This is a genomic window from Mesobacillus thioparans (assembly GCF_965138835.1).
In the GTDB taxonomy this organism is placed as follows: Bacteria; Bacillota; Bacilli; order Bacillales; family Cytobacillaceae; genus Mesobacillus; species Mesobacillus thioparans.
This window is the reverse complement of the sequence record NZ_CBCSFH010000017.1, coordinates 59516-81485: the sequence shown is the minus strand read 5'-3', so window position 1 is coordinate 81485 and position 21970 is coordinate 59516. Positions and strand designations below refer to the sequence as shown.

Below are 21970 nucleotides of genomic sequence, written 5' to 3'. Positions count from 1 at the left end.
AAATGATGCCGTACAGGCGTTACTTTGTCCGAACTTAGGGGCACTTCGGACAAAATGATGCCGCACAGGCGTTACTTTGTCCNAACTTAGGGGCACTTCGGACAAAATGATGCCGNACAGGCGTTACTTTGTCCGAACTTAGGGGCACTTCGGACAATACGAAGACAAACCGGTGATCTTTTGTCCGAACTTGGGGGCACTTCGGACAAAATGATGCCGTACAGGCGTTACTTTGTCCGAACTTAGGGGCACTTCGGACAATACGAAGACAAACCGGTGATCTTTTGTCCGAACTTGGGAGCACTTCGGACAAAATGATGCCGTACAGGCGTTACTTTGTCCGAACTTGGGCAAAAAGAAAAAAGAGAGCCTGTTCAGCTCTCTTCATCCTTTCATTTCCCGATATTCTTTTGGTGAGATTCCTTCTGCTTCGCGGAATACTCGTGCGAACTGCTTTGGATTTTTGTAGCCGACCATCTCGCTGATTTCGAGGATTTTGAAATCCGTTTCTTGCAGCAGTTTTTTTGCGTTTTCTACCCTGACCATTTTTAGGTAATCAACGAAGTTTTGACCAATATACTCCTTGAACATGTGGCTGAAATAGGAGTAGTTCAATGATATATAATTGGCGACGACGGCCAGGTTCAAATCCTTGTGGTAATTTTCCCGGATATAGGCGATCGCCCGGTCCATATACTTTTGCTCTGAATAAACGGACCTCATTTGCTTATTGTATTCATGGATCCTCATCAACAAGCCTTCAAGGGCATGGAAGTATTCGTGGAAGTTATCAAAATTATAAATATCATCGATTTTGTTCAAAAGCTCAAACGTGACTAAGGATTCTTCCCCAAGGCGTTTAAAGAAGCCCTTAAAAATGGTTTCGTTGATGGCCTGATTCAAGTCTTCCAGATAACAAATGCTGCTGTCGGCGATGACATCAAAGTCCATGACCTGTCTCAGGTTTGTTTTTATCTCATTTTCCCGCTCAGTCCCAAGCATATTGGAAATTTTATTGATCAGTTCCACCGGAATCGAAGAACCATCTGGCTTCTCTTTTACAGTTTCATAGAAAATAACCTGTCTGCGAGGGTAGAGAAAATGATATTTCAAGGCAGTGAGAGCCTGTTCATACGTTTTTCTCAATTCCCGGATGTCCTGTTCTTGTTCACTGATGCCGATGGTGAAGACCAGGTGCCTGTCCCTGCCAAGCTGTTCTTTCAACAGGGAAAATTGCTCGATATCTGCTGAGATGATGGTCACCCGCCCATCTTTATCGAGAAAAGGTATGCAATCGTTGCTTGGAAGCAGCAGCTGATTGATTTTTTCAAGCAGATGCTCCTTTTCGATTTCCCCCTCTGCATCGATGATTCCTACATAATACCCATCAGGATAGGCTTCGATCTTCATTTTCTTATAAAGGTCCTCGAGGACATCATTTTGTAAATTAGGATTTAGCAAAATATAATTCAACTGGCTGGCACGATATTCATCCATGTGCTGATAAGTCATTTTCTGGCTATGTTCGAGCTCTTCGGTGATCAATTTCAGGGTTTTGAATAACTCTGAACGATTGACCGGCTTCAGTAGATAATCTCTCACTTTATGTTTGATCGCTTCCTTTGCATAAGTGAAATCATCATATCCACTGAGAATCACAATGGCTGTTTGGCGTTCTTTTTGCTGGATTTCCTTGATCAGCTGGATACCATCCAACCTCGGCATTTTAATATCGGTGATCACGATATCTGGTTCATTTTCCTCTATGAGTTCAAGGGCTTCCTGTCCGTCACTGGCAATAAAGGTGGTGAATTCAGGATACTCTCTCTTGATCATTGCCTGGATGCCCAATCGGATATTTTTCTCATCATCAGCTATAAGGACTTTATACACTTTGGCTGCCCCCTTTCATAATTTTACAAGGCATTTTTAATGTCACCATCGTGAATTCGCCTTCAACACTCGTTACATATACGCCATACTCTGTTCCATAGTAGAGCTGGATTCTCTCATTCACATTTTGGATTCCTATGCCATTGCCGCCTTTGGAGCCCTGATTTTGATGTTCTACACCAGTCTGGAGGGATTTGTTGAGGGCCTCGCATTGCTCTGGTGTCATCCCTACGCCATTATCCTGGATGTCAATGGTGACATAGTCATCAGAATACCTCGCACTAACCTGCAGGATGCCTCTGTCTTCCTGATGATTCGGTATAATTCCATGTTTTATGGCATTTTCAATGATCGGCTGGAGCGACATTTTCAGCACTTCCTGGTCCCTCAATTCATTCGGGACATCAATCGTTAGAGTCAGCTGGCCATCCAGACGCAGATTCATGATATCGACATAGTTTTTTATATAATTGAGCTCTTCTTCCAGGATCACAAAGTCATTTTTCCATTTCAGGTTATATCGCATCATTTCCCCTAGCGAGGTCACTGCGTCGGAAATGGCGTACTCCCCTTCTATCTCTGCCATCATTTTAATGTTCTCCAAAGTGTTATACAGAAAATGGGAATCAATTTGCGTCTTCAGTGCCTTCAATTCGGTTTCTTTGGCAGCTGCCTGCTTATTGACAGCTTCAGCAATCAATCCATTCATTTTACCAAGAAGGCTTTTAAAATGAAATGCCAGTTCCGAAATCTCATCCTGTCCGTCAACCTCCACATCGACGGAAAAGTCCCCATGTCCGACCCGCTCCATTGAATCCTTCAGTTTGTACATTTTTTTCAGGAGCAACAATATCAGGACATACGTGACAAAGGAAAGGATAATGACAAGAAAAATAATTCCGCTAAAAATGACATTCCTCGTCTTTGCCGTTTCTGCATAGAGACCCTCAAGAGAGATCACGTTCAGGAGGTATGCATCCAGATCATCAATATAGGCAGAGATCACAAGATAAGGAGTCTCATTGTTATCATATTGAAAACTTCCTGTTTCCTCAGGTTTTGATTTGTTGAACTGGCGTTGAAGATCCTTGGTGTCAATTCCTTCATCCTCGAAAAAGGTATGCTGGAAGTTCCTGATCATATTGTTATCCTTATCGATGACGACATAGACAGAATCTGGATCCTGCACGGTTCCGAACATCTTTGGAAAAAAGTTCTTCAGGAACATATTGATTTCAATGATCCCCAGATGTTCATCCTTGGGATAATCCAGTTCCCTCAACAACGAAATCTTCGCGGTGTTTTGGGATGGCAGCCGCTCAAGGACATCCTCAGTCTGCTGGTCGAACCACCATACCTCCATCCCATTCCTGTTGATGACTTCCTCTCTCCATGGCTTTTCCATGATTCGCTCTTCCTTGAAGAGAATCGGCCACATTTCGGTTACATAAGGATTGGTCGTATACAGGCGGATATTTTCAATGGCAGGATTATTGGCCTGCAGCCTGGTAACATTGGAAAGCTCGTTCATCCTGAAATCGATTAACTGATCAACATTTGCTTCACTTCTGCTTTTTACGAAATCTATGAATTCCATGTCCGAAACAACCATCTGCGCCGTCCGCCTCATGGATTCGATATTGTTTTTTATGTGGATTTTTTCGATTTCCAGAGCATTTTCACTTTTGATGCTGATTTCGGTGATCGCTCTGTCATAGACGTTACTGGAATAGATGGAGATGAAAATACTGATCGGAATAATGATAATGATGACATATAAGGCAATCAGCTTTTGCTGCAGGGAAAGACGATCAAACCAGTTTACTGCGTCTTTCATTTTTTTTTGAAAGTCCACTTTTATCACACCTAACATTTATCCACATTTAAATGATATCTCTTATTTAACATAAGCAGCGTGAAAAAGTGTTTCAATTTTTTGAAATTTTTTCAGGATTCACGCCCTACGAAAAAGCAGGAATAGACTGCCCCTTAAAGAATTTTCATTCTAAAAGGGACAGCCTTTCCAGTTCATTTTAGTTATTCTGCTGCTTCTAACTTTTTCTTATTCTTTTCATATAGATCTTGCTGATACTTTTCAACTTTTTCAAAGCCGAAAGAATCACGTTTTTTCTGGAATTCGCTGAAGAGTTTATCGAACTCTTTATCAGATTTAGCCAGAAGAAGCTTAGGAAGCGTTTTGCCCCATTCCTGTGCGATCTTGCTTGCTGCTACACCTTCAGCGGATGTTCCAGTCGGGCTGATGCCGTCGAATTCTGCATAGCTGACTGTCTTTCCTTTCGTCCAGTCTTCCATTTGCTTGAATGGCTCAGAAGCTGGCGGTGCCCATGCAAGGCTCATGTTTGTATCCATTAGCATCCAGTATTTGAATGAAGCACCGTATTGCTGGTCAAAAGCTGCACGGTCCTTGTTCAATAAGTCTAAAACTTCAGGCTTGAATTCAGGCTTTCCGTTAACCATATCATATGTTTCGCCTTCTTTACCCATGTAAAGGTCCATTTGTCCTTCTTCGCTGATCAGGTAAGTCAGGAATTGAATCGCTCTTTCTTTATCTTTTACATCTTTGGAAATCAAAGTTACTGTCCAGCCTGAGATGCTGTCACCAGCCAAAGCAGGTGCATCTCCTTTAGAGTTAGCAGGTCCGTCAACTGCAATGTAAACGGAATTTGGATCTTTTGCGTACAATGCGTGCTGCTGAGCTGCCAGGTCACTGCGCTGGTAAAGCATTGCGAAGTATCTTCCTTGAGCGATTTTTTCTTCCATTTGCGGACGCTTATCGATGAAGATGTCCTTTGCAAGAAGACCTTTGTCATTTGCTTCTCTGAAAGTCTTTAACCATGCAAGATATTCAGGATCCTGGCTGCGGTCATAAACCTTGCCGTCCTTTTCCATTGGAATTGCAAGGAAGTTCTGCAGGTAGCCTTCAAGTGATGTATTTCCCACATCTGTGAATTCATTCAAACCAAATGGAATCAGTGGCGCGCCGTTTACTTCAGGGAACTTTTTCTTTGCTTCTTCAAGAGCCTTCAAGAATCCTTCTGGAGTGCTCATATCAGGGCTGCCGATCGCTTCATACATATCCTTTCTTACAAGGAATGTCTGGTTTGATGGCTTAAGGTCTTTATATTTGTCAAAATCTTTTGGTGATGAAGATGCATTTGGATAGCCGTAAGTGTTGCCATCTTCCTGCTTATACCATTCAACCTTCGCTCCATCAGAAACCTTGAAGAAATATGGATCATACTGATCTGCAAGTTCATTCAATGGAAGGACAAGCTCTCCTACGATCATCTTCTTGACAGCATCTTCCCACCAGCCAATTGTGATGAAATCAGGAAGCTTTCCAGAAGCGATCATTGTGTTCATTTTTTCCGCTTCATTTCCTGCAGGTGAGATAAAGTTGACTGAAACACCAGTTTTGTCGGTTACATATTTTGAGACAACATCGTCGCCCCATTTATGTGCGAACCAGGAAAAGTTTACATACCAGTCAAATGTAATTGGATCCTTGTTGGACTGCCAGCCAGGAGCATCAGCTGAAGCCTTTGGTTTATCCGTGTCTTTTTCATCGGAAGCGTTTTCATTTGTCTTACTGGAACATCCTGAAAACAATGCTAGTACCAATGAAAGAATAAGCAGTACTGAAAAGCCTTTGGAAAGAAATTTTCTCCTCATTTTTTTGACCCTCTCTCTTGTATGTTTTTTTGGGCCACATTATTTAATGTACACTGCTTTAGAAAAGGGGGAAAGACTTTTCAGCTAACTGCCAGCCTTTCCCAAGATCAAAAGGGGTAACCTTCATGAATAAAGCAATTTCCACTTAAATAATGAGCCATGTATCATTTAAATTCCTTCTTTGAAGGAAGTTTAAATCGAAGCTGGAAAACATCAACCTTTTACTGATCCAATCAGCATTCCTTTTACAAAGTATTTCTGAAGGAACGGATACACCAGCATGATTGGAAGTGTGGTGACAACCATTGTCGCGAGTTTGATCGATTGGGATGTGACAGTCTTGGTAGCGATGGTTCCTGCTGCATTCGTCATCATCTGGTTTGAGCTGGATTCAGCTACAACCTTGTATAGGTAAGTCTGGATAGGCTGCAAATCCGGGTTATTTACAAAGATGACCCCGGCAAAATAATCGTTCCACTGATAGACTCCCTGGAACAATGCAATTGTTGCGATAACCGGCATTGACAGCGGGATGATTACTTTTATGAAAATCATGAAATCATTTGCCCCGTCGATTTTCGCTGCTTCCTCAAGAGACGTAGGCAGCTCTCTGAAGAAGGACACAAATATAATCAAATGGAAGAAGTTGAACATCGTCGGAATGATATAGACCATGAAGTTATCAAATAATCCAAGGTCCCTGATCAACAGGAAGTAAGGAATCAATCCGCCGCTGAAGAACATCGTGATCACACCGACCAGCATGTAAAACTTCCTGCCATAAAGATCGCGGCGTGACAGCGCATAGGCCACCATCGCGGTGAAGAACACGTGTGTCAGGGTACCAATGACCGTTTTACCAACGGTCACCCCAAACGAGGTGACAATCCCTGGATTGCTGAAAACAGCTTTGTAATTCTCAAAAGTGAATTCCCTTGGCCACCAGTAAATCCCGCCTTTCATGGCATCGACCCCGTCGTTCAGGGAATTGACGATTACATACCAAATCGGGTAGATGGTGATTGCGCAGATAAAGAGCATTATAAGAATGTTAACGTTGTCAAAGATGTATTCACTTGTTGTACGTCTGTTGCGTTTAAATAATTTGAACACAACCTCACCCCCCTAGAATAAAGATGTTCCATTCAGTTTCTTCGTAATCTTGTTCGCAGACAGTAGCAGGATGAAGGCAATGATCGCTTTTAATAGACCAACTGCTGTCGCATAGGAGTAACGGGCATTTTGAAGACCCATCTGGTATACATAAATATCGATTACATTACTAGCACTTTCATTCAAAGAGTTACGCAAGATCAAAATTTGGTCGAAGTTCGAGTTCAAGACACCGCTTACAGCGAGGATGAACAAAATTGTGATTGTCGGGCGAATGGATGGCAATGTAACATGCCACATTTTTTGAAAACGGCTCGCTCCGTCGATCGTTGATGACTCATAAAGTTCTGGCGATACACCAGCAATTGCCGCTAGATAAATGATCGCTGACCAGCCCAGCTCTTTCCAGATGTCCGAGAGAATCACGATGGTCCAGAAGTTATCAGGTTCAGCCAGGAAGTTCGTACGTTCGCTGATCAAACCCAGTCCCAGTAGGATTTCGTTGATGACTCCGATATCCGCAAGCCATGTCGTTAAAATTCCGCCAAGCACTACCCACGAAAGAAAGTGCGGCAGGTAGGAAATTGTTTGAACCGCTTTCTTGAATTTCATTGAAGTAAGTTCATTTAGCATAAGTGCAAAAATGATTGGCAGTGGGAATCCGATAACCAGTTTAATCAAGCTGATTCCGAGCGTATTTTTCAGGACGATCCAGAAATTCTCATCGTGAAGGAATTCCTTAAACTGCAACAAACCAACCCATGGCGCTTCCGAAATTGTCTTGATGATGCTAAATTCCTTGAACGCGATAATCAGTCCATACATTGGGATGTAGTTAAAGATGAACATCCATACTACACCGAGTAGTGCCATCGCTTGCAAATACTTTTGTGAAATGATCGTCTTTTTAACTTTTTGGTATTTTTCCTTTTTCGTTGCCTTTTCAATAATGGTGTCACTGACATGTTGTTCGACTGGCTGCTCTATCTTGACTTCCATTTCTTCACCACCTTGGTTGCTTTGTCTTTCTGTACTTTCATCATAAAAAAAAGGGCTTACATTTATAAGCCATCGAATTTTGCTTATGGTACCAATTTTTTAGTTTTGGTATAAATAAGCGAAATATTGATACCATCACGTTGTTATCGTTTTCATTTTTTCGGTTGGCGAAGGATAACCGTTTGTCCTGATTGCCCAATTCGAAGTGAATTTAAATTCTTACCGCATAAAAAAACCTGTGCGCCAGACTTCTCAATGAGTCTGATGCACAGGTTTCTCAGCTTTTTAATAAAGTTTTTACCCTAATGCCACGTCGAGGATCATCATGATGGCAAATCCAAACATGAGGCTTAATGAGGCAAGGTCGCTGTTCCCATTTTCCTGGGATCCAGGGATAACTTCTTCGGCGACTACGAATATCATCGCACCTGCCGCAAAACTTAACGCATATGGGAGAAGCGGCTGGATGAATATGACGGCGGCTGCTCCAACCATCGCCGCAACTGGTTCGACCATGCCGGAAAACTGGCCGTACATGAAGCTTTTCTTTCTTGACATTCCTATTTGCCTAAGGGGCATTGATACTGCGACGCCCTCCGGGAAGTTTTGGATGCCGATCCCTATCGCAAGCGCGATCGCGCCCATAAGCGAGGCCGACGGAAAACCTGCAGCTGCAGCTCCAAAAGCGACTCCCACCGCGAGACCTTCAGGTATATTGTGCAAGGTGATGGCCAAAACCATCAAAGTGCTTCGCCTTTTCTTTTCCGGATGGATTCCCTCTGCTTTTTCCATCGATAAATTAGGGTGTAAATGCGGCATCAATTTATCCACGACCATCAGGAACAATCCGCCTAAGATAAACCCAGTCGCAGCTGGCGCCCAGCTTGGCAGGCTTCCTCCCTCACCCATCTCAATCGCAGGAGCAAGAAGCGACCAGAAACTTGCAGCAATCATGACTCCTGCTGCCAGGCCCATCATACTGTCCAGAAATTTTTGGTTTGGATTTTTCGTTGTAAACACTAAAGCAGCGCCCAAAGCTGTCATTCCCCAGGTAAACAAGGTCCCGATCAGCGCCTGGACAACTGGATGTAAGCCCATAAAATATTCAAGCATCCTTATACCTCCCAAGACTTGCTCTGTAATCAAATGTAATTCATTTTAATGTATTATATGGATGATGAAGTGGTGAATATATCTTGTTCTACATAAATCAGACCGCTCTGGATATGTTTTATCAAGATTACTACATTCTAAACGTTATTCCAATCTTATTTATTTTTAATCTCCAGGCTTTGAGCCGGATGAATGGATTTTCACCCAAAAAAGGGATACTCTAATAAGATAGTTTATACATGGAAGGGAACTAAGTCATGATTGCAAAAACAGAAGAAGATTTTAACGGATTAAAAGAAATTGGCCGGATTGTTGGCTTGATTCGGGACGAATTGGTGCAGAAAACCGTGCCTGGCATTACAACGAAGGAACTTGATGAATTGGCAGGCGCCTTGTTCGAGCAGAATGGGGCTATTTCTGCTCCGAAAGGCGAGTACAATTTCCCAGGGTATACATGCATCAGCGTGAATGAAGAAGTGGCCCACGGGATTCCGGGGAGCCGTGTCATCAAAGAAGGCAATCTCGTTAATATCGATGTTTCCGGATCGAAAAATGGTTATTTTGCCGATACAGGGATTTCCATTGTCGTTGGCGAAGGTGACCCGATTTTAACAAAGATATGTGAAACAGCTGTAGAGGCTTTTGAAGCGGGCTTAAAAAAAGCAAAACCAGGGTCGAAGAAAAGCGGACTTGGCAAGGCCGTTATGGCGACTGCGCGAAAGAACGGTCTGAAAGTAATTAAAAACCTGACCGGACATGGAATCGGGCGGACAATCCATGAGGCTCCCGATCACATCTACAACTATCATGAGCCATGGGATGACGAACTTCTGAAAGAAGGAATGGTCATCGCTTTTGAGCCATTCATCTCCACTGGTGAGGAAGAAGTTTTCCAATACGAACATGATGAATGGACTTATGTCACAGAAAACAGTTTTGTTGCACAATGTGAGCATACGATCATCCTTACTAAAAATGGACCGCTTGTGATTACCAGATAGATTTTGGATTGAAACCCTTGCTGCTGCAGGGGTTTCTTTTTTTTTACGCATACGTCTCAATTAATACTAAATTCCTATTTTTCGTGTTTCTAAAAAAAAAATCAACAAAATGATTGACACATTCTCTGCGACGCAGTAAAGTAATAAACAAGATTTACAACAACTCAATATTCGAATTACTTCTTATCAAGAGAGGTTGAGGGACTGGCCCTATGACACCTCGGCAGCGGACTCCTTTGGAGACTGTGCCAAATCCAGCAAGCAGAAGCTTGAAAGATAAGAAGAGGCCGACTTTTCATTTCATGTCCTCTTCTTTCTGAAGGGGACTTTTTATTTTTCCAAAGAACCCCACCTACAATTTCATATCGTTACTTTCTTATCAAGAGAGGCGGAGGGACTGGCCCTATGAAGCCTCGGCAGCGGACTCACTTTGAGGACTGTGCCAAATCCAGCAAGCATGAGCTTGGGAGATAAGAAGAGTTCTTGTCCAGCATTCGTTGCGGCATGCCCTCTTCCTGTTTCCCGGGAAGAGGTTTTTTTCTTTATAAGAAACTTTGAATTTTTATCAAATTAGTGTCTAGCTACAGCGCCTAGCCAGTTTTCATCCCTGAGTGGGCTCCCTGGAGTATCTTGCGATAAGCGTTAGCTTTGAGCAGCTCGAGTCGCACGTCTAGTGTCGCCTCCTAGAAACTCCGAAACTTCAACTCCGCCGGCAGAAGCAAAAAGCGCTTCTTTGTCGGAGTCTCCAGTTTCTGCGTTTCTGGACAGTCGGCTATACTTTTCGAGTTCGGTCCGCCCAATGAAGTCAAAGAATGACTTCACAGGTCGGCCCTCCAGCGCTTGTCGGGGCTGACCAAGGCGCTTGCGCTTTTCAAGACAAAGGAGGAAGACAGTTGATTACATTTGAACAAGTGGAGAAAGTTTATGAAAGCCGCGGGAACAAGGTAGCGGCACTTAATGGGATCGATCTGGAAATCAAAGAAGGACAGATATTCGGGGTCATAGGTTTTAGCGGTGCAGGAAAAAGCTCACTGATCCGCTGTGTGAATCTATTGGAACGGCCGACGTCAGGACGGGTGATTGTCGATGGCTGCGACATGACTTCCCTTTCGGTAAAGGAAGTGCGGGAGGTTAAAAGGAATATCGGAATGGTATTCCAGCATTTCAATCTCTTGAACTCCAAAACGGTATTTGAAAATGTCGCGATGCCGCTCGTTCTAGGTAAGCTTCCGAAGGCGAAAATCAAAGAGCGGGTTTATCAGCTGCTCGATTTTGTCGGTCTCGCTGATAAAGCAGACAATTATCCTGACCAGCTTTCAGGCGGGCAGAAACAGCGCATTGGCATTGCACGGGCCCTGGCAACCCAGCCTAAGATCCTGCTTTGCGATGAAGCGACATCAGCGCTTGATCCGCAGACAACCAGTTCGATCCTTCAGCTTTTGAAAAAAATCAACAAGGAGTACAACATTACGATTTTGATCATCACCCATGAAATGTCTGTCATCAGGGAAATCTGTGACCGGGTCGCTGTCATCGAGGAAGGAAAAATCATTGAGGAAGGCTCCGTTTTTGAAGTTTTTTCAGCCCCAAAAACAGAGACAGCCAGGAATTTTGTCAGCACAATCATGAATGACAGGATTCCCGATTCCGTTCGCAGGATCATTGAAGGACATGCAGGCCTGCAAAAGGTATTCAAGATCAACTTTGTTGGCGAATCAGCTGGCGAGCCGCTGCTTTCACAGCTTTCAAAGAAGTTCGATATCCATATCAATGTCCTGTTCGGGAATATCACCGAGCTGCAGGGAATTCCATTCGGGAACCTGATTGTCGAGTTCCAGGGAAGTGATAAGGAAATTTTGAGGGCTCTTAATTTTATCAATCAGCAAAAAGTCAACATAAAGGAAGTGACCGCACATGCTAGTTAACTCAGAACAAATCACCCAGGCATTAATTGAAACACTGCAAATGGTTGCGTTCTCCCTGCTGTTTTCAGCAGTCCTCGGAGTGCCGCTCGGCATTGCGCTTGTCGTCACCAGGAAAGGTCATTTGCTTGAAAACGCACCTGTTTTCAACGTATTTAACAGTGTCATCAACATATTCCGCTCAGTGCCATTCATTATCCTGCTCGTCGCAATCATCCCGCTGACCCGGCTGATTGTCGGCACATCGATCGGCACGGCAGCTGCTGTCGTCCCGCTTGTCTTCTATGCAGGGCCGTATATTGCCAGATTGGTAGAGAACTCCCTGCTGGAGGTAGATCCGGGAGTCATTGAAGCAGCCGAAGCAATGGGGGCCACTCCCTGGCAGATTGTATTCAAATTCATTCTTCCAGAAGCAATGAGCTCCCTCATCCTTGCTTTCACGATTGCAACGGTCGGATTGATCGGTGCATCGGCAATGGCCGGGGCCATCGGAGGCGGCGGACTCGGGGATTTGGCGATTACATATGGATACCAGCGTTTTGATACCCAGACAATGTTCATCACAGTTGGCATCTTGATTGTCATGGTCCAGGGCCTTCAATCACTTGGAAATATATCAGCTAAAAAAATCAGAAGAAGATAATCAGGAGGAAAACAAAATGAAAAAACTTTTACTAGCATTGATCGTACTTAGTCTTACATTAATCAGCTCCGCATGCTCCAGCTCTTCATCATCCGCAAAAGGCGGAGAAACCGTCAAAGTGAAGCTTGGTGTCAGCGGAACGGATCATCGAGTATGGGATTTTGTCGCAAAAAAAGCTGAGAAAGAAGGAATTGACGTTGAAATCGTCACCTTCTCGGATTACGTCCAGCCGAACCTTGCCCTTGCTGAAGGCGAATTGGATGCAAACTCATTCCAGACCGTATCCTATTTTGATGCTTTTATCAAAGAACACAATCTTGACCTTGTACCGATCGCAACCACGCAGATCGCACCAATGGGAATTTATTCAGACAAATACAAAGACATAAAAGACATTCCTGAAGGCGGAAAGATTGCCCTGGCAAACGAAGCGACCAATATGGGAAGAGGTCTGCTTTTACTCCAGGAAGCAGGGCTAATCAAACTCGAGGAAGGCTTCGACGGCATCGGCTCACTCGATAAAATCGTTGAAAATCCGAAGAACATTGAACTTGTACCGCTTGTTGCCGGCCAGACTCCAAGGGTATTACCGGATGTAGCCGCATCGATCATCAACAACGGAATCGCAGTTGATGCTGGACTCACACCAAAGAATGATGCGATCTTCCTTGAGAGTGCCACTGCCACTCCATACATCAACATCATCGCAGTCCGCGAAGAAGATAAAGACAATGAAACATTGGAAAAATTAGCCGATCTTTACCAGCAGGATGACACAAAAGATTTCATCGAAAAAGAATACAAGGGAAATACACTCCCTACCTTTGTGCCGCTTAGTGAGATTGGCTGGTAAAAGAGCTCACCTGTTCTGCGACCGTAATTTCAGAAGCCTTCCTTTTTCGGGCGCAGCTTTGGTCATTCTGCGACCGAAATTGCGGAAGTCATCGCTTCTTGGGCGCAGCTTTGACTGTTCTGCGACCGTAATTGTAGAAGTCATCCCTTTTCGGGCGCAGCTGTGGTCATTCTGTGACCGTACTTGCAGGAGCCTTCCCTTTTCGGGCACAGCTTTGACTGTTCTGCGACCGTCATTGGGAGAGCCGTCGCTTTTCATGCGCAGCTTTAGTATTTTCAAGAAAGTTTAAAGGAGGAATCAGGATGTCAACATCAGTTAAGTCCCTAAATGAATTAAAAGATATCATTACCGAAAACGTGGTACTGAACAAAGATCTTTACTTAAATGCCAGCCACGAAATTCACGCTCGCCCGGAAATCAGCAATGAGGAGTTTTTCGCTTCGGCTCGCCTGATCAAGATTTTAGAGGATGAAGGTTTTGAAGTTGAAAAGGCGGTTGCAGGACATGAAACCTCCTTTGTTGCCCGCAAAAACTCCGGAAAACCAGGTCCCTCTATCGCTTTCCTGGCAGAGTATGATGCCCTGCCTGGGATTGGCCACGCCTGCGGCCATAATATTATAGGAACAACCAGTGTCGCAGCTGCTATCGCGCTAAGCAAGGTATTGGATGAAGCTGGCGGTGAAACGGTCGTTTTCGGGACGCCTGCGGAAGAGGGAGGCCCAAACGGAAGTGCGAAAGGCAGCTTTGTAAAGCATGGCCTTGTTGACGGGATCGATGCGGCGTTGATGCTCCACCCTTCCGGACAAACAAGATTGACATCAACCTCCCTTGCTGTGGATCCGTTAGACTTTGAATATATCGGGAAACCCGCCCATGCAGCAGCGTCTCCACATGAAGGCATCAACGCCCTCGATGCTGTGATCCAGCTGTTCAATGGCATCAATGCATTGAGACAGCAGCTGACTGATGATGTACGGATTCACGGCATCATCACTCATGGAGGGGATGCACCGAACATCATTCCTGAATACGCAAAAGCCAGGTTCTTCATCCGCGGGGCTTCACGAAGCAGATTAAATGATGTCACCAAGCGTGTAAAGGAAGTTGCAGAAGGAGCGGCACTCGCAACCGGTGCAAAGCTGAATATTATTGCCTTCCAAAATGAAGTTGATAATCTTCTATTGAATGATCGATATAATGAGGTTTTCAAAAATGTGATCGAAGACCTTGGAGAGACCGTTGCAACAGATGAACGAGACGGAATTGGCTCAACCGATGCAGGCAATATCAGCCAGGTCGTTCCAACCATTCACCCTTATATTAAGATTGGCCCTGATGAGCTCGTTGCCCACACTGTCCCTTTCCGGGAAGCGGCTGCTTCTGCACAGGGAGATGAAGCATTGCTGAAAGGCGCCAAAGCCCTCGCTCTGACAGCAGTCCAGCTAATCACTGACAAGGAATTATTGACTGACATCAAGGCTGAGTTCCAGCTAAGAAAAGCCACGGAAAATAAATAATCTTCTATAATACATGCTCTATTAAAATAAGACCCTTGCCCAATCGCAAGGGTCTTACTATTACCAGCCTGATCGATCACCTTCTCTTCCAGTGAAAAAGAACAGAAGCAAGCTACTCCTGTTCCTCTGTTTTGACTGCGCTGATTAAGAAATCAATCGCTTCCATTTCTTCTCTTGTCAAATATCGTCCCAGTTCCGGATTCTTTAAAATCGCTTCTGCTTGTTCAATCGTCATCAGATTCTCTCCTGAAATTAATTTCATACTTTTTTTCTATCGGATGAAATCTGTTCTTTTTACACTGTAAAATTTCACCTGCAAATAAAACTTCCGAAGAAGCCCTCGCAACAGATGACTTTCCTTCAATTCTAAAAATACTAAAAATTCCATTGACTTGCGAAGCGTAAGTATTTATAGTAGTGTGTATTATTCTTCTTTTTGGTTATATGAAGAGATCGATTCACACTTTATTGTGATGAATTGAACAAGACATTTATGTCTAGCATTTCCTTCCCTTCTTATTGGGAAATACCTCCTTACCAACTGAAGAAAGTGTGACTACATCAAGTAGAGGAGACAATTCATATGCAGCAAAAAACAACTTTTTCAACCTATGCACTAATTGGAACTATGCTATTCGGCATGTATTTTGGCGCAGGAAACCTGATTTTCCCGATTCAATTGGGACAGCTTGCAGGCACAAACTTTTGGCCTGCGTTAATTGGCTTCCTGGTGACAGCCATTGGCCTACCTTTTTTAGGTATTTTGGCGATCGGGCTTTCCGGAAGCATCGGCCTGCGTGATTTAGCCGGCAGAGTGCATCCTGTTTTTGGGATTGCTTTTGCCACAGTTCTTTATTTGACGATCGGACCATTTTTTGCGATTCCGCGAACTGCAACCGTTCCGTTTGTGGTTGGGTTTGAACCGTACATCGCTCCAGGTCAGGCTGGTTTGTGGCTCGGAATTTTCAGTTTCGTCTTCTTTGCCATTGTTTATTTTTTCTCACTCCATCCGGCAAAGGTCATGGACTACATCGGCAAATATTTGACTCCGGCGTTTCTTGTCTTTTTATTTCTTTTAATCGGATTTTCGGTTTTCAACCCAATGGGAAGCTATGGGGAACCCGCCGGTGCTTATGAAAAGCTTGCCTTCATGACAGGTTTTAAAGAAGGATATAACACAATGGATGCTCTGGCATCCCTGGCATTTGGGATTGTTGTCATCCATGCGATTAAAAGACAAGGAATTACTGATAAAAAGGACATTGCCAAAGCAACCATGAAATCAGGGATTTTCGCCATGTCGCTGATGATGCTGATTTACGGTCTAATCACATATATGGGAGCATCAAGCGTGGCAGCTATAGGAACATTCGAAAATGGCGGCCAGATTTTTGCAGCAGTCGCACAGCACTATTTTGGCTCTTTCGGCGCGATTCTTCTAGCAATCATTATTGTGCTCGCCTGTCTAAAAACAAGCATTGGTCTTATCACAGCCTGCAGCGAGTTCTTTAATGATCTGTTTCCGAAGGTATCATACCGTAGTTATGTATTCATTCTAAGCTTCGTTTCCTTTGCAATCGCAAACTTCGGCTTAAACAATATCATCCAATTCGCTGTACCAGTTTTAATGTTCCTGTATCCTTTAGCCATCATCCTGATTCTATTGACTCTATTATCACCGCTATTCGGCAATAGACAGAGCGTGTACTCTGCTTCGATGGCGATGACATTTCTTGTAAGCTTTTTTGACGGATATAGTGCATTAGCAGCTAATGTTGCAAATTTGAATGTCCCAATCTTCAATTCAATAAAAACTATATATATGGACTACCTTCCTTTATATGATTTAGGCCTCGGATGGATCCTTCCAGCCTTCATCGGAGCAGTCATTGGCATTATTTTGCCTAAAGCGGAAATAATGTCGGGAACGACCCAAAAAGAACTGTAGAGATTCTCTGCAGTTCTTTTTGGGTCATATTGGGCTAGCTTGCAATCATTTATTAAGTTTTCTCTGAGCTTTCAACGCTACCCTTTTCAAATCCATTTCCCCGTTCCTCAGCAAATTCCACATCTGCTTTTGGCATTGCTTTATTATGTTTTGGTTTATTTTTCTTCATTTTTTCACCCCCTTCGTTTTCACCATATATAAATCAAGGATGCTCTATCCTTCATCATTCACCCATTAGTTTGTGTTTCTTTTTCGAGGCTATGCTTTCTCAATAATTATAGATAGGTGAAAAAAGTGTGTTTGTCCTATGTAATCATCCAGTCATGTCCACTCCTTTCGAATATACTGCTCATGACAAAAATAAAAGGAGTTGGACTGATTGGATAGAAGAGAATTTGACAGCATGGGAAATCAAACATTCTTCCGGTTTTCGAGCAACCATCATATACAGGAGGACCTGCTGGAAGAGGAATTTGAATCTAGTTCCCATATGCATGACCGTGACCGAAGACAAACTGAGCGTGGAACAGTCGGCGGCATTAGTGCAAGTAAATGCGAGAAGCTTGCTGATATTATCGGCGGAGATGTCGTAACAACTACCCCAGCATGTGTGGTACAGCGCTTAAGAAATATAAAAGCTACGATTCTGGGGCGTCGTACACGTTCCCCTCTTGCTCTTCCATTTGCACTATCATTTGAAAATAGCAAAGGCGGCAAAACCCTGAATCTAGGTGAAACTGTCATCCTGCAGGAAGAAATTAATCCTTTCCTGACAGAATTACGGAAAAGAGGAATCAAGGTAACAGCCGTACACAATCACTGGCTATTTGAAGAACCGCGTTTAATGTATATGCATTGGGAAAATGTCGGCGATCCATTCAAATTTGCCAGGAACAGCATTGAAGCTGCAAAAGATGCTGGATTATTTTATATATAGTTTTAAGCTGCGGGTCCTTGCCGGCAGCCTTTTTTTCATTTGGCTCACTGTCGGCGCTTAAACTGGGATAATTCCTTATTTTCAATCTCCCACTGTAACTTGGTAAGTAAGTCATTTTTTAAAAAAGGACCTCACAATAAACCAGAAAAAAAAATAGCCAACCTATCAAGGTTGGCCGTTCTTTTGAAGGTCGCTCTTTTTTACTTATCACCTGGTGCGGGCTGGTCCACACCTTTCACACGGTGGCGATGGCCATCATTTTCAGTGGTGTAGAAATCGTAATAATGAACATGCATGCCATTTCCCACTGGAATTGCTGGGCCGGAATATGCCTGATAATAGTGGGTATGCCCGTTTTCAAATACCACATATCCCTCAGTGTAGTGGATGTGATTGTGATCTTCTGTCATGATGGGTGGTGATGTTACATCCAGGCATTGATGAACATGTCCTGCGCCTACAGCAGTATAATCGACTGAACCATGGTTATGGTGCGGTACAAACCCTTTTGCAAAATCATCTTTTCCTATCTTCGCCATACCCTGACCCTCGCTTTAGATAACTTGAATATACGTTACCCTTTTATACTCTGTGCGTTTAGACTAGCTTCAAAAAGATCGATGATTTCCAAAAATCGTTCAGCTTCCCTGAAGGTATGGTCAGCTAACAGTGGATGAATATTGCTCTTTATCCTGCAGGCTTCAATCAATTCTCTAGCTGTTTTCTTAAAATCCCTTAATGATGCAACCGAAACCCTGTTTTGATCCAGGAATTGATCAAGCATTGGCACGGTTTCCGATTGTGGCCTCATGGAATCCAAATCCACTGCCTGGAAGACCAATTGGTCAAAGTCATGACTGAATTCTCTTGCCTGTTCAACTAGCTTCCTTTCTGACGGATCTAAAAGATGCCCGATAAATTTTGCATGGTCTGCCATGATTCTTAGAAAGAAAACATTTTCAGCGATAATAGCCTCTGGCTCTGGAGCTAATTTCCCTTCATTTAATTCCTTCAAACGATTCGCAAAATACGCTGCTTCTCTGCTTACATGATCAATAAGCAGTGGAAAATTATTATGTCTTATTTCACAGCGCAGGGTGAGTCCTAATACTTTTCTTTTGTAACTCCAAATTGAGGCGGCAGCTTGGTAAACCTCATTGTTAAAAGCTTGGATTTGACGTATATCCGTGTTCGCGCTAAATCGTGCCAGTTTTTCCTCAATCCGTTCAAATATCACAATAAACTGTTGTGCTTCAGCAATTAACTGTTTTTGCTCATACGTAAATCCCAGACTTAAAAACAGCGCATGCTCCTTCATGATTCTGGACCAAAATCTAATTTCGTCGAGCGATCTAAGAACAATTGGATTGGCCATGAACACCCTCCTCATCACACTATACATACATCTTAAAATATATGTATCTACTTCTTGTCCCAAAACATTATTATGTTCTTTTTTCTTCTATACCAATGTATTTCCATATAGGTGAATCTAATGGGAGCGATGTTCCAGTCCAGCTTTGTTACGTTTATAAGGGGACTGACTGGGTATGTTTTAGATAATATTATTTCTGCCAAAGATATTTCAGTGGAGGGGGTTTATTGTGAAAAAGAAACTTTTTTATGGAATTCCAATAGCACTGGCGATTATTATGGGTGGATGTTCAGCTGAGACAGACCTGGAAAATGAACCGCCAGTTGAGGATACTGAAAATGATGTTGAGGATGAAGATTTCAAATTGGATCAAGAAGAGTCTGATGGAGATGAAAATCAATAAAGGAATAATGCTGTTTCTTCAATAGAGACAGCATTTTTTGTTTTGGCCTGGCCATACAAAATTACTCAATAAAAAACCTTAGGACCTATGTTGTCCTAAGGTTTTTCATTTTCATTATTTGTCAACAGAATCTTCAATATCATCTTGTTCATCGTCAGTCAAATGATCGTCATCCTCGGTTGTATCATCTCTTGGTTGACCTGGATCCTCTGTCGATCCATCTGGTGCTGGAGGTGCTTGTTCATTCTGCTCCATCACCGGATCGTCCTCCGGCGGCGGCTCTTCTGTGGCTCCGCAGCCTCCCAGTAATACGCCTGTCCCTAAAGTGAACGAAAGCATCAAATTACGCTTATTCATGTTGCCACTCCTTTCAATAACAGGTTAATTTACTTATAGCCCAACTGGCAGTTGATAAACATTTCCCGTACTTAAGTTGAGGGAAAAAGAAAACTGCAAACCTCCTGGCTTGCAGTTTTCAACGGCTATAGAGTTTTACCGGATTGACCATTGTTCTTTACATTGAATTTTTTCCTGCCTGTGTACAACGGAACCAAAATTGTCAGCAAGCTTATGATAATCAACGTCAATGCAATTGGTTTATCAAGGAAGATTCCGAGGCTTCCATTTGAGATCGTCAATGTTTGCCTGAATGCCTGTTCCATCATGCCTCCCAAAATAAACGCGAGGATGAATGGAGCTGCTGGGAACGAGAACATCCTCATCAGGAATCCGATGATCCCGAATGCAACCAGCATGTATAAATCAAAGGTATTGAAGCTGATCGCGTAAACGCCGATCAGGCTGAAGATGATCACAAGTGAAATCAACAGCGGCCTTGGAATGCGCAGTACTCTCGCTATGTAAGGAATCAGCGGGAGATTCAGGATCAATAAAAAGATATTCCCGACATACATACTGGCAATAATGCCCCAGAACACTTCTGGACGGTCCTGAATCAATAACGGTCCCGGCTGAACACCAAGTACCAAAAATGCTCCCAATAGTACCGCGGTTGTGCCTGATCCCGGAATCCCAAGGCTGAGCAGCGGCACGAACGCACCACCTGTTGCAGCATTGTTCGCCGTTTCAGGTGCTGCCAGTCCTTTGATTGAACCTTTCCCGAATTCCTCTGGGTTTTTAGCCAGCTTCTTTTCCGTGATGTAGGCAATAAAGGAAGCAATGGTCGCCCCTGCTCCTGGCAAGACACCAATCAGGAATCCCAAAAAGGATTGCCTTGTCATCGGTCCGCTCATTTCCTTCACATCCTGCTTCGATAGCCGCAAGCTGCCAATCTCCTTATTATCGCTCATTGTCGTATCTTTTCGATTTAAAATAAGGGTGCTGACTTCAGCGAGAGCGAATAATCCCAGTGCGATGACGAGGAAATCTATGCCTTCAAGCAGGTTTGGATTTCCGAACGTGAACCTGCTTGTCCCTGTCTGGCTGTCAATCCCGATGGTGACAACCATGAAACCTAGTGTTGCCGAAATGAACGCCTTTATTGTTGAGCCGTCCGATAGACTTGAAATGGCTGTAAGCCCCATGAACATCAGGGCGAAATATTCAGCAGGTCCGAACGATACGGCCACGGCTGACAGGATGGGCGTGAATAACATCAGCAATATGACACTCACTGTTCCCCCTGTAAAAGAGGCAATGGCAGCAATCGCCAGCGCTTTTCCCGCTTTCCCCTGCTGCGCCATAGGGTAGCCGTCAAATGCTGTTGCCACCGTTCCGGCAACCCCGGGTGCATTCAATAGAATAGACGAACTGGACCCGCCAAAAATAGCACCATAATAGACCCCTGCCATCATTACAAGGGCTACCGTCGGATCCATGCTATATGTGATTGGGATCATAATTGCTATCGCACTGATTGGCCCCAATCCCGGCATCATGCCGATGAAGGTGCCCACAAAAACACCGATAAAAACAAACAGGATTCCCTGTAAACTAAAAGCTACTTGAAACCCTGACATTAAACCTTGAAAAGCATCCATACTTCACCCTCCTCTCTAAAACGGGATGATCCCTGCCGGCAAGTTTATTTTCAACAAATAGTTGAATAGTCCATAAATGATGAATGAAAATAAAACAGATACGATTGCATTCGTTACATGCTTCTTATATCCGAGGAATAGTGAACAGCCAAAAATAAACAGCGCCGTCATGATCAAAAACCCCATAATTTCCAGCAGGAAAATATAGATTAAGATGAAAACAAGGACCGCCAGCAAAATAAGTACATTTCCCCTGGTAATCGTACGTTTCTGTTTTTCGGCCTCTGTCTCTTCTTTTTTATCAAGAAATAAGAGGAATGCGAAAAACAATAATAGAAAACCGAGGCCTTTTGGCACCATATCCGCATCGATGATTGCATTTGGATATTTCGGCAAATTATAGCTTAACACCAAATAAAAAGCTGAAATCAGTGCCAGTCCTACGGCAATTTTCTGATTGATTCTTGTAAGCAATGGTGGTCACCTCTTCTAATAGAGTGAAAGATAGAACAGGTCATCTGCTCTATCTTTCGTTAGCGTTCTTATTTTCAAGGATGGAA

General features: G+C 43.5%; 21 protein-coding genes and 2 riboswitches. Of the genes, 8 read left to right on the top strand and 13 right to left on the bottom strand.

The window, feature by feature from the left end:
- Positions 1–384 precede the first annotated feature (384 nt).
- From ACNAZ4_RS21050 to ACNAZ4_RS21025, 6 genes are all read right to left on the bottom strand, one after another.
- Positions 385–1893, bottom strand: a complete 1509-nt coding sequence (locus ACNAZ4_RS21050) for a response regulator (RefSeq protein WP_415817824.1) — start codon at positions 1891–1893, stop codon at positions 385–387.
- A complete protein-coding gene (locus tag ACNAZ4_RS21045) occupies positions 1886–3748 on the bottom strand; it encodes a sensor histidine kinase (RefSeq protein ID WP_415817822.1) in 1863 nt (620 codons plus the stop codon). The genes ACNAZ4_RS21050 and ACNAZ4_RS21045 overlap by 8 nt, the downstream gene beginning before the upstream one ends.
- A 182-nt stretch (positions 3749–3930) precedes the next feature.
- Entirely contained in the window at positions 3931–5586 is a 1656-nt protein-coding gene (locus ACNAZ4_RS21040) for a type 2 periplasmic-binding domain-containing protein (protein WP_415817820.1), read from the bottom strand.
- A gap of 213 nt (positions 5587–5799) precedes the next feature.
- Complete coding sequence (locus ACNAZ4_RS21035) at positions 5800–6699, bottom strand: carbohydrate ABC transporter permease (RefSeq protein ID WP_415817818.1); 900 nt, start codon at positions 6697–6699, stop codon at positions 5800–5802.
- A gap of 12 nt (positions 6700–6711) precedes the next feature.
- Positions 6712–7698: an ABC transporter permease gene (locus ACNAZ4_RS21030; protein WP_415817815.1), complete on the bottom strand. Its 987-nt coding sequence runs from the start codon at positions 7696–7698 to the stop codon at positions 6712–6714.
- Between the two features lie 297 nt (positions 7699–7995).
- Positions 7996–8811, bottom strand: coding sequence for a ZIP family metal transporter (locus ACNAZ4_RS21025; RefSeq protein WP_415817813.1), 816 nt, complete (start codon positions 8809–8811; stop codon positions 7996–7998).
- Between the two features lie 257 nt (positions 8812–9068).
- Here ACNAZ4_RS21025 and map point away from each other — a divergent pair, with 257 nt between their 5' ends.
- Positions 9069–9812, top strand: a complete 744-nt coding sequence (gene map, locus ACNAZ4_RS21020) for a type I methionyl aminopeptidase (RefSeq protein WP_415817811.1) — start codon at positions 9069–9071, stop codon at positions 9810–9812.
- Between the two features lie 180 nt (positions 9813–9992).
- Positions 9993–10095, top strand: a riboswitch (SAM riboswitch).
- A gap of 90 nt (positions 10096–10185) precedes the next feature.
- A riboswitch (SAM riboswitch) is annotated at positions 10186–10289 on the top strand.
- A 165-nt stretch (positions 10290–10454) separates the two neighbouring features.
- Here map and ACNAZ4_RS21015 read toward each other — a convergent pair.
- Positions 10455–10634, bottom strand: a complete 180-nt coding sequence (locus tag ACNAZ4_RS21015) for a hypothetical protein (protein ID WP_415817809.1) — start codon at positions 10632–10634, stop codon at positions 10455–10457.
- Between the two features lie 71 nt (positions 10635–10705).
- Between ACNAZ4_RS21015 and ACNAZ4_RS21010 the strand changes: the two genes are divergently transcribed.
- The 4 genes from ACNAZ4_RS21010 (at position 10706) to ACNAZ4_RS20995 (ending at position 14747) form a co-directional block, all read left to right on the top strand.
- Positions 10706–11737, top strand: a complete 1032-nt coding sequence (locus ACNAZ4_RS21010) for a methionine ABC transporter ATP-binding protein (RefSeq protein WP_415817807.1) — start codon at positions 10706–10708, stop codon at positions 11735–11737.
- On the top strand, positions 11727–12377 hold the full coding sequence (locus ACNAZ4_RS21005) for a methionine ABC transporter permease (RefSeq protein WP_415817805.1): 651 nt from the start codon (positions 11727–11729) through the stop codon (positions 12375–12377). The genes ACNAZ4_RS21010 and ACNAZ4_RS21005 overlap by 11 nt, the downstream gene beginning before the upstream one ends.
- A 16-nt stretch (positions 12378–12393) precedes the next feature.
- Positions 12394–13230 (top strand): MetQ/NlpA family ABC transporter substrate-binding protein, encoded by an 837-nt coding sequence (locus ACNAZ4_RS21000; RefSeq protein ID WP_415817803.1) that lies wholly within the window; start codon positions 12394–12396, stop codon positions 13228–13230.
- 302 nt (positions 13231–13532) lie between these two features.
- Positions 13533–14747, top strand: coding sequence for a M20 family metallopeptidase (locus ACNAZ4_RS20995; RefSeq protein WP_415817801.1), 1215 nt, complete (start codon positions 13533–13535; stop codon positions 14745–14747).
- Between the two features lie 112 nt (positions 14748–14859).
- On the opposite strand, the gene ACNAZ4_RS20990 is transcribed toward ACNAZ4_RS20995, so the two are convergent.
- The gene (locus ACNAZ4_RS20990) at positions 14860–14982 is read right to left on the bottom strand and encodes a hypothetical protein (RefSeq protein WP_415817799.1); all 123 of its coding nucleotides are present in this window, start codon (positions 14980–14982) and stop codon (positions 14860–14862) included.
- Positions 14983–15330: 348 nt separating this feature from the next.
- On the opposite strand from ACNAZ4_RS20990, the gene brnQ reads away from it, so the two are divergent.
- Positions 15331–16695, top strand: a complete 1365-nt coding sequence (brnQ, locus tag ACNAZ4_RS20985; RefSeq protein WP_415817797.1) for a branched-chain amino acid transport system II carrier protein — start codon at positions 15331–15333, stop codon at positions 16693–16695.
- A 379-nt stretch (positions 16696–17074) separates the two neighbouring features.
- Positions 17075–17632, top strand: a complete 558-nt coding sequence (locus ACNAZ4_RS20980; RefSeq protein ID WP_415817795.1) for a DUF1259 domain-containing protein — start codon at positions 17075–17077, stop codon at positions 17630–17632.
- A 200-nt stretch (positions 17633–17832) separates the two neighbouring features.
- Here ACNAZ4_RS20980 and ACNAZ4_RS20975 read toward each other — a convergent pair whose 3' ends face one another.
- Entirely contained in the window at positions 17833–18171 is a 339-nt protein-coding gene (locus tag ACNAZ4_RS20975) for a YmaF family protein (protein ID WP_415817793.1), read from the bottom strand.
- A gap of 35 nt (positions 18172–18206) precedes the next feature.
- Positions 18207–19007: a DUF2935 domain-containing protein gene (locus tag ACNAZ4_RS20970; RefSeq protein ID WP_415817791.1), complete on the bottom strand. Its 801-nt coding sequence runs from the start codon at positions 19005–19007 to the stop codon at positions 18207–18209.
- 229 nt (positions 19008–19236) lie between these two features.
- Between ACNAZ4_RS20970 and ACNAZ4_RS20965 the strand changes: the two genes are divergently transcribed.
- On the top strand, positions 19237–19410 hold the full coding sequence (locus ACNAZ4_RS20965) for a hypothetical protein (RefSeq protein ID WP_415817789.1): 174 nt from the start codon (positions 19237–19239) through the stop codon (positions 19408–19410).
- Between the two features lie 114 nt (positions 19411–19524).
- Here the strand turns inward: ACNAZ4_RS20965 and ACNAZ4_RS20960 are convergent, their stop codons facing one another.
- The 3 genes from ACNAZ4_RS20960 to ACNAZ4_RS20950 all read right to left on the bottom strand — a co-directional run bounded on the left by ACNAZ4_RS20960 (position 19525) and on the right by ACNAZ4_RS20950 (position 21884).
- Positions 19525–19767, bottom strand: coding sequence for a hypothetical protein (locus tag ACNAZ4_RS20960; RefSeq protein ID WP_415817787.1), 243 nt, complete (start codon positions 19765–19767; stop codon positions 19525–19527).
- Positions 19768–19892: 125 nt separating this feature from the next.
- The gene (locus ACNAZ4_RS20955) at positions 19893–21410 is read right to left on the bottom strand and encodes a tripartite tricarboxylate transporter permease (protein WP_415817785.1); all 1518 of its coding nucleotides are present in this window, start codon (positions 21408–21410) and stop codon (positions 19893–19895) included.
- Positions 21411–21425: 15 nt separating this feature from the next.
- On the bottom strand, positions 21426–21884 hold the full coding sequence (locus tag ACNAZ4_RS20950; protein WP_415817783.1) for a tripartite tricarboxylate transporter TctB family protein: 459 nt from the start codon (positions 21882–21884) through the stop codon (positions 21426–21428).
- Positions 21885–21970 lie beyond the last annotated feature (86 nt).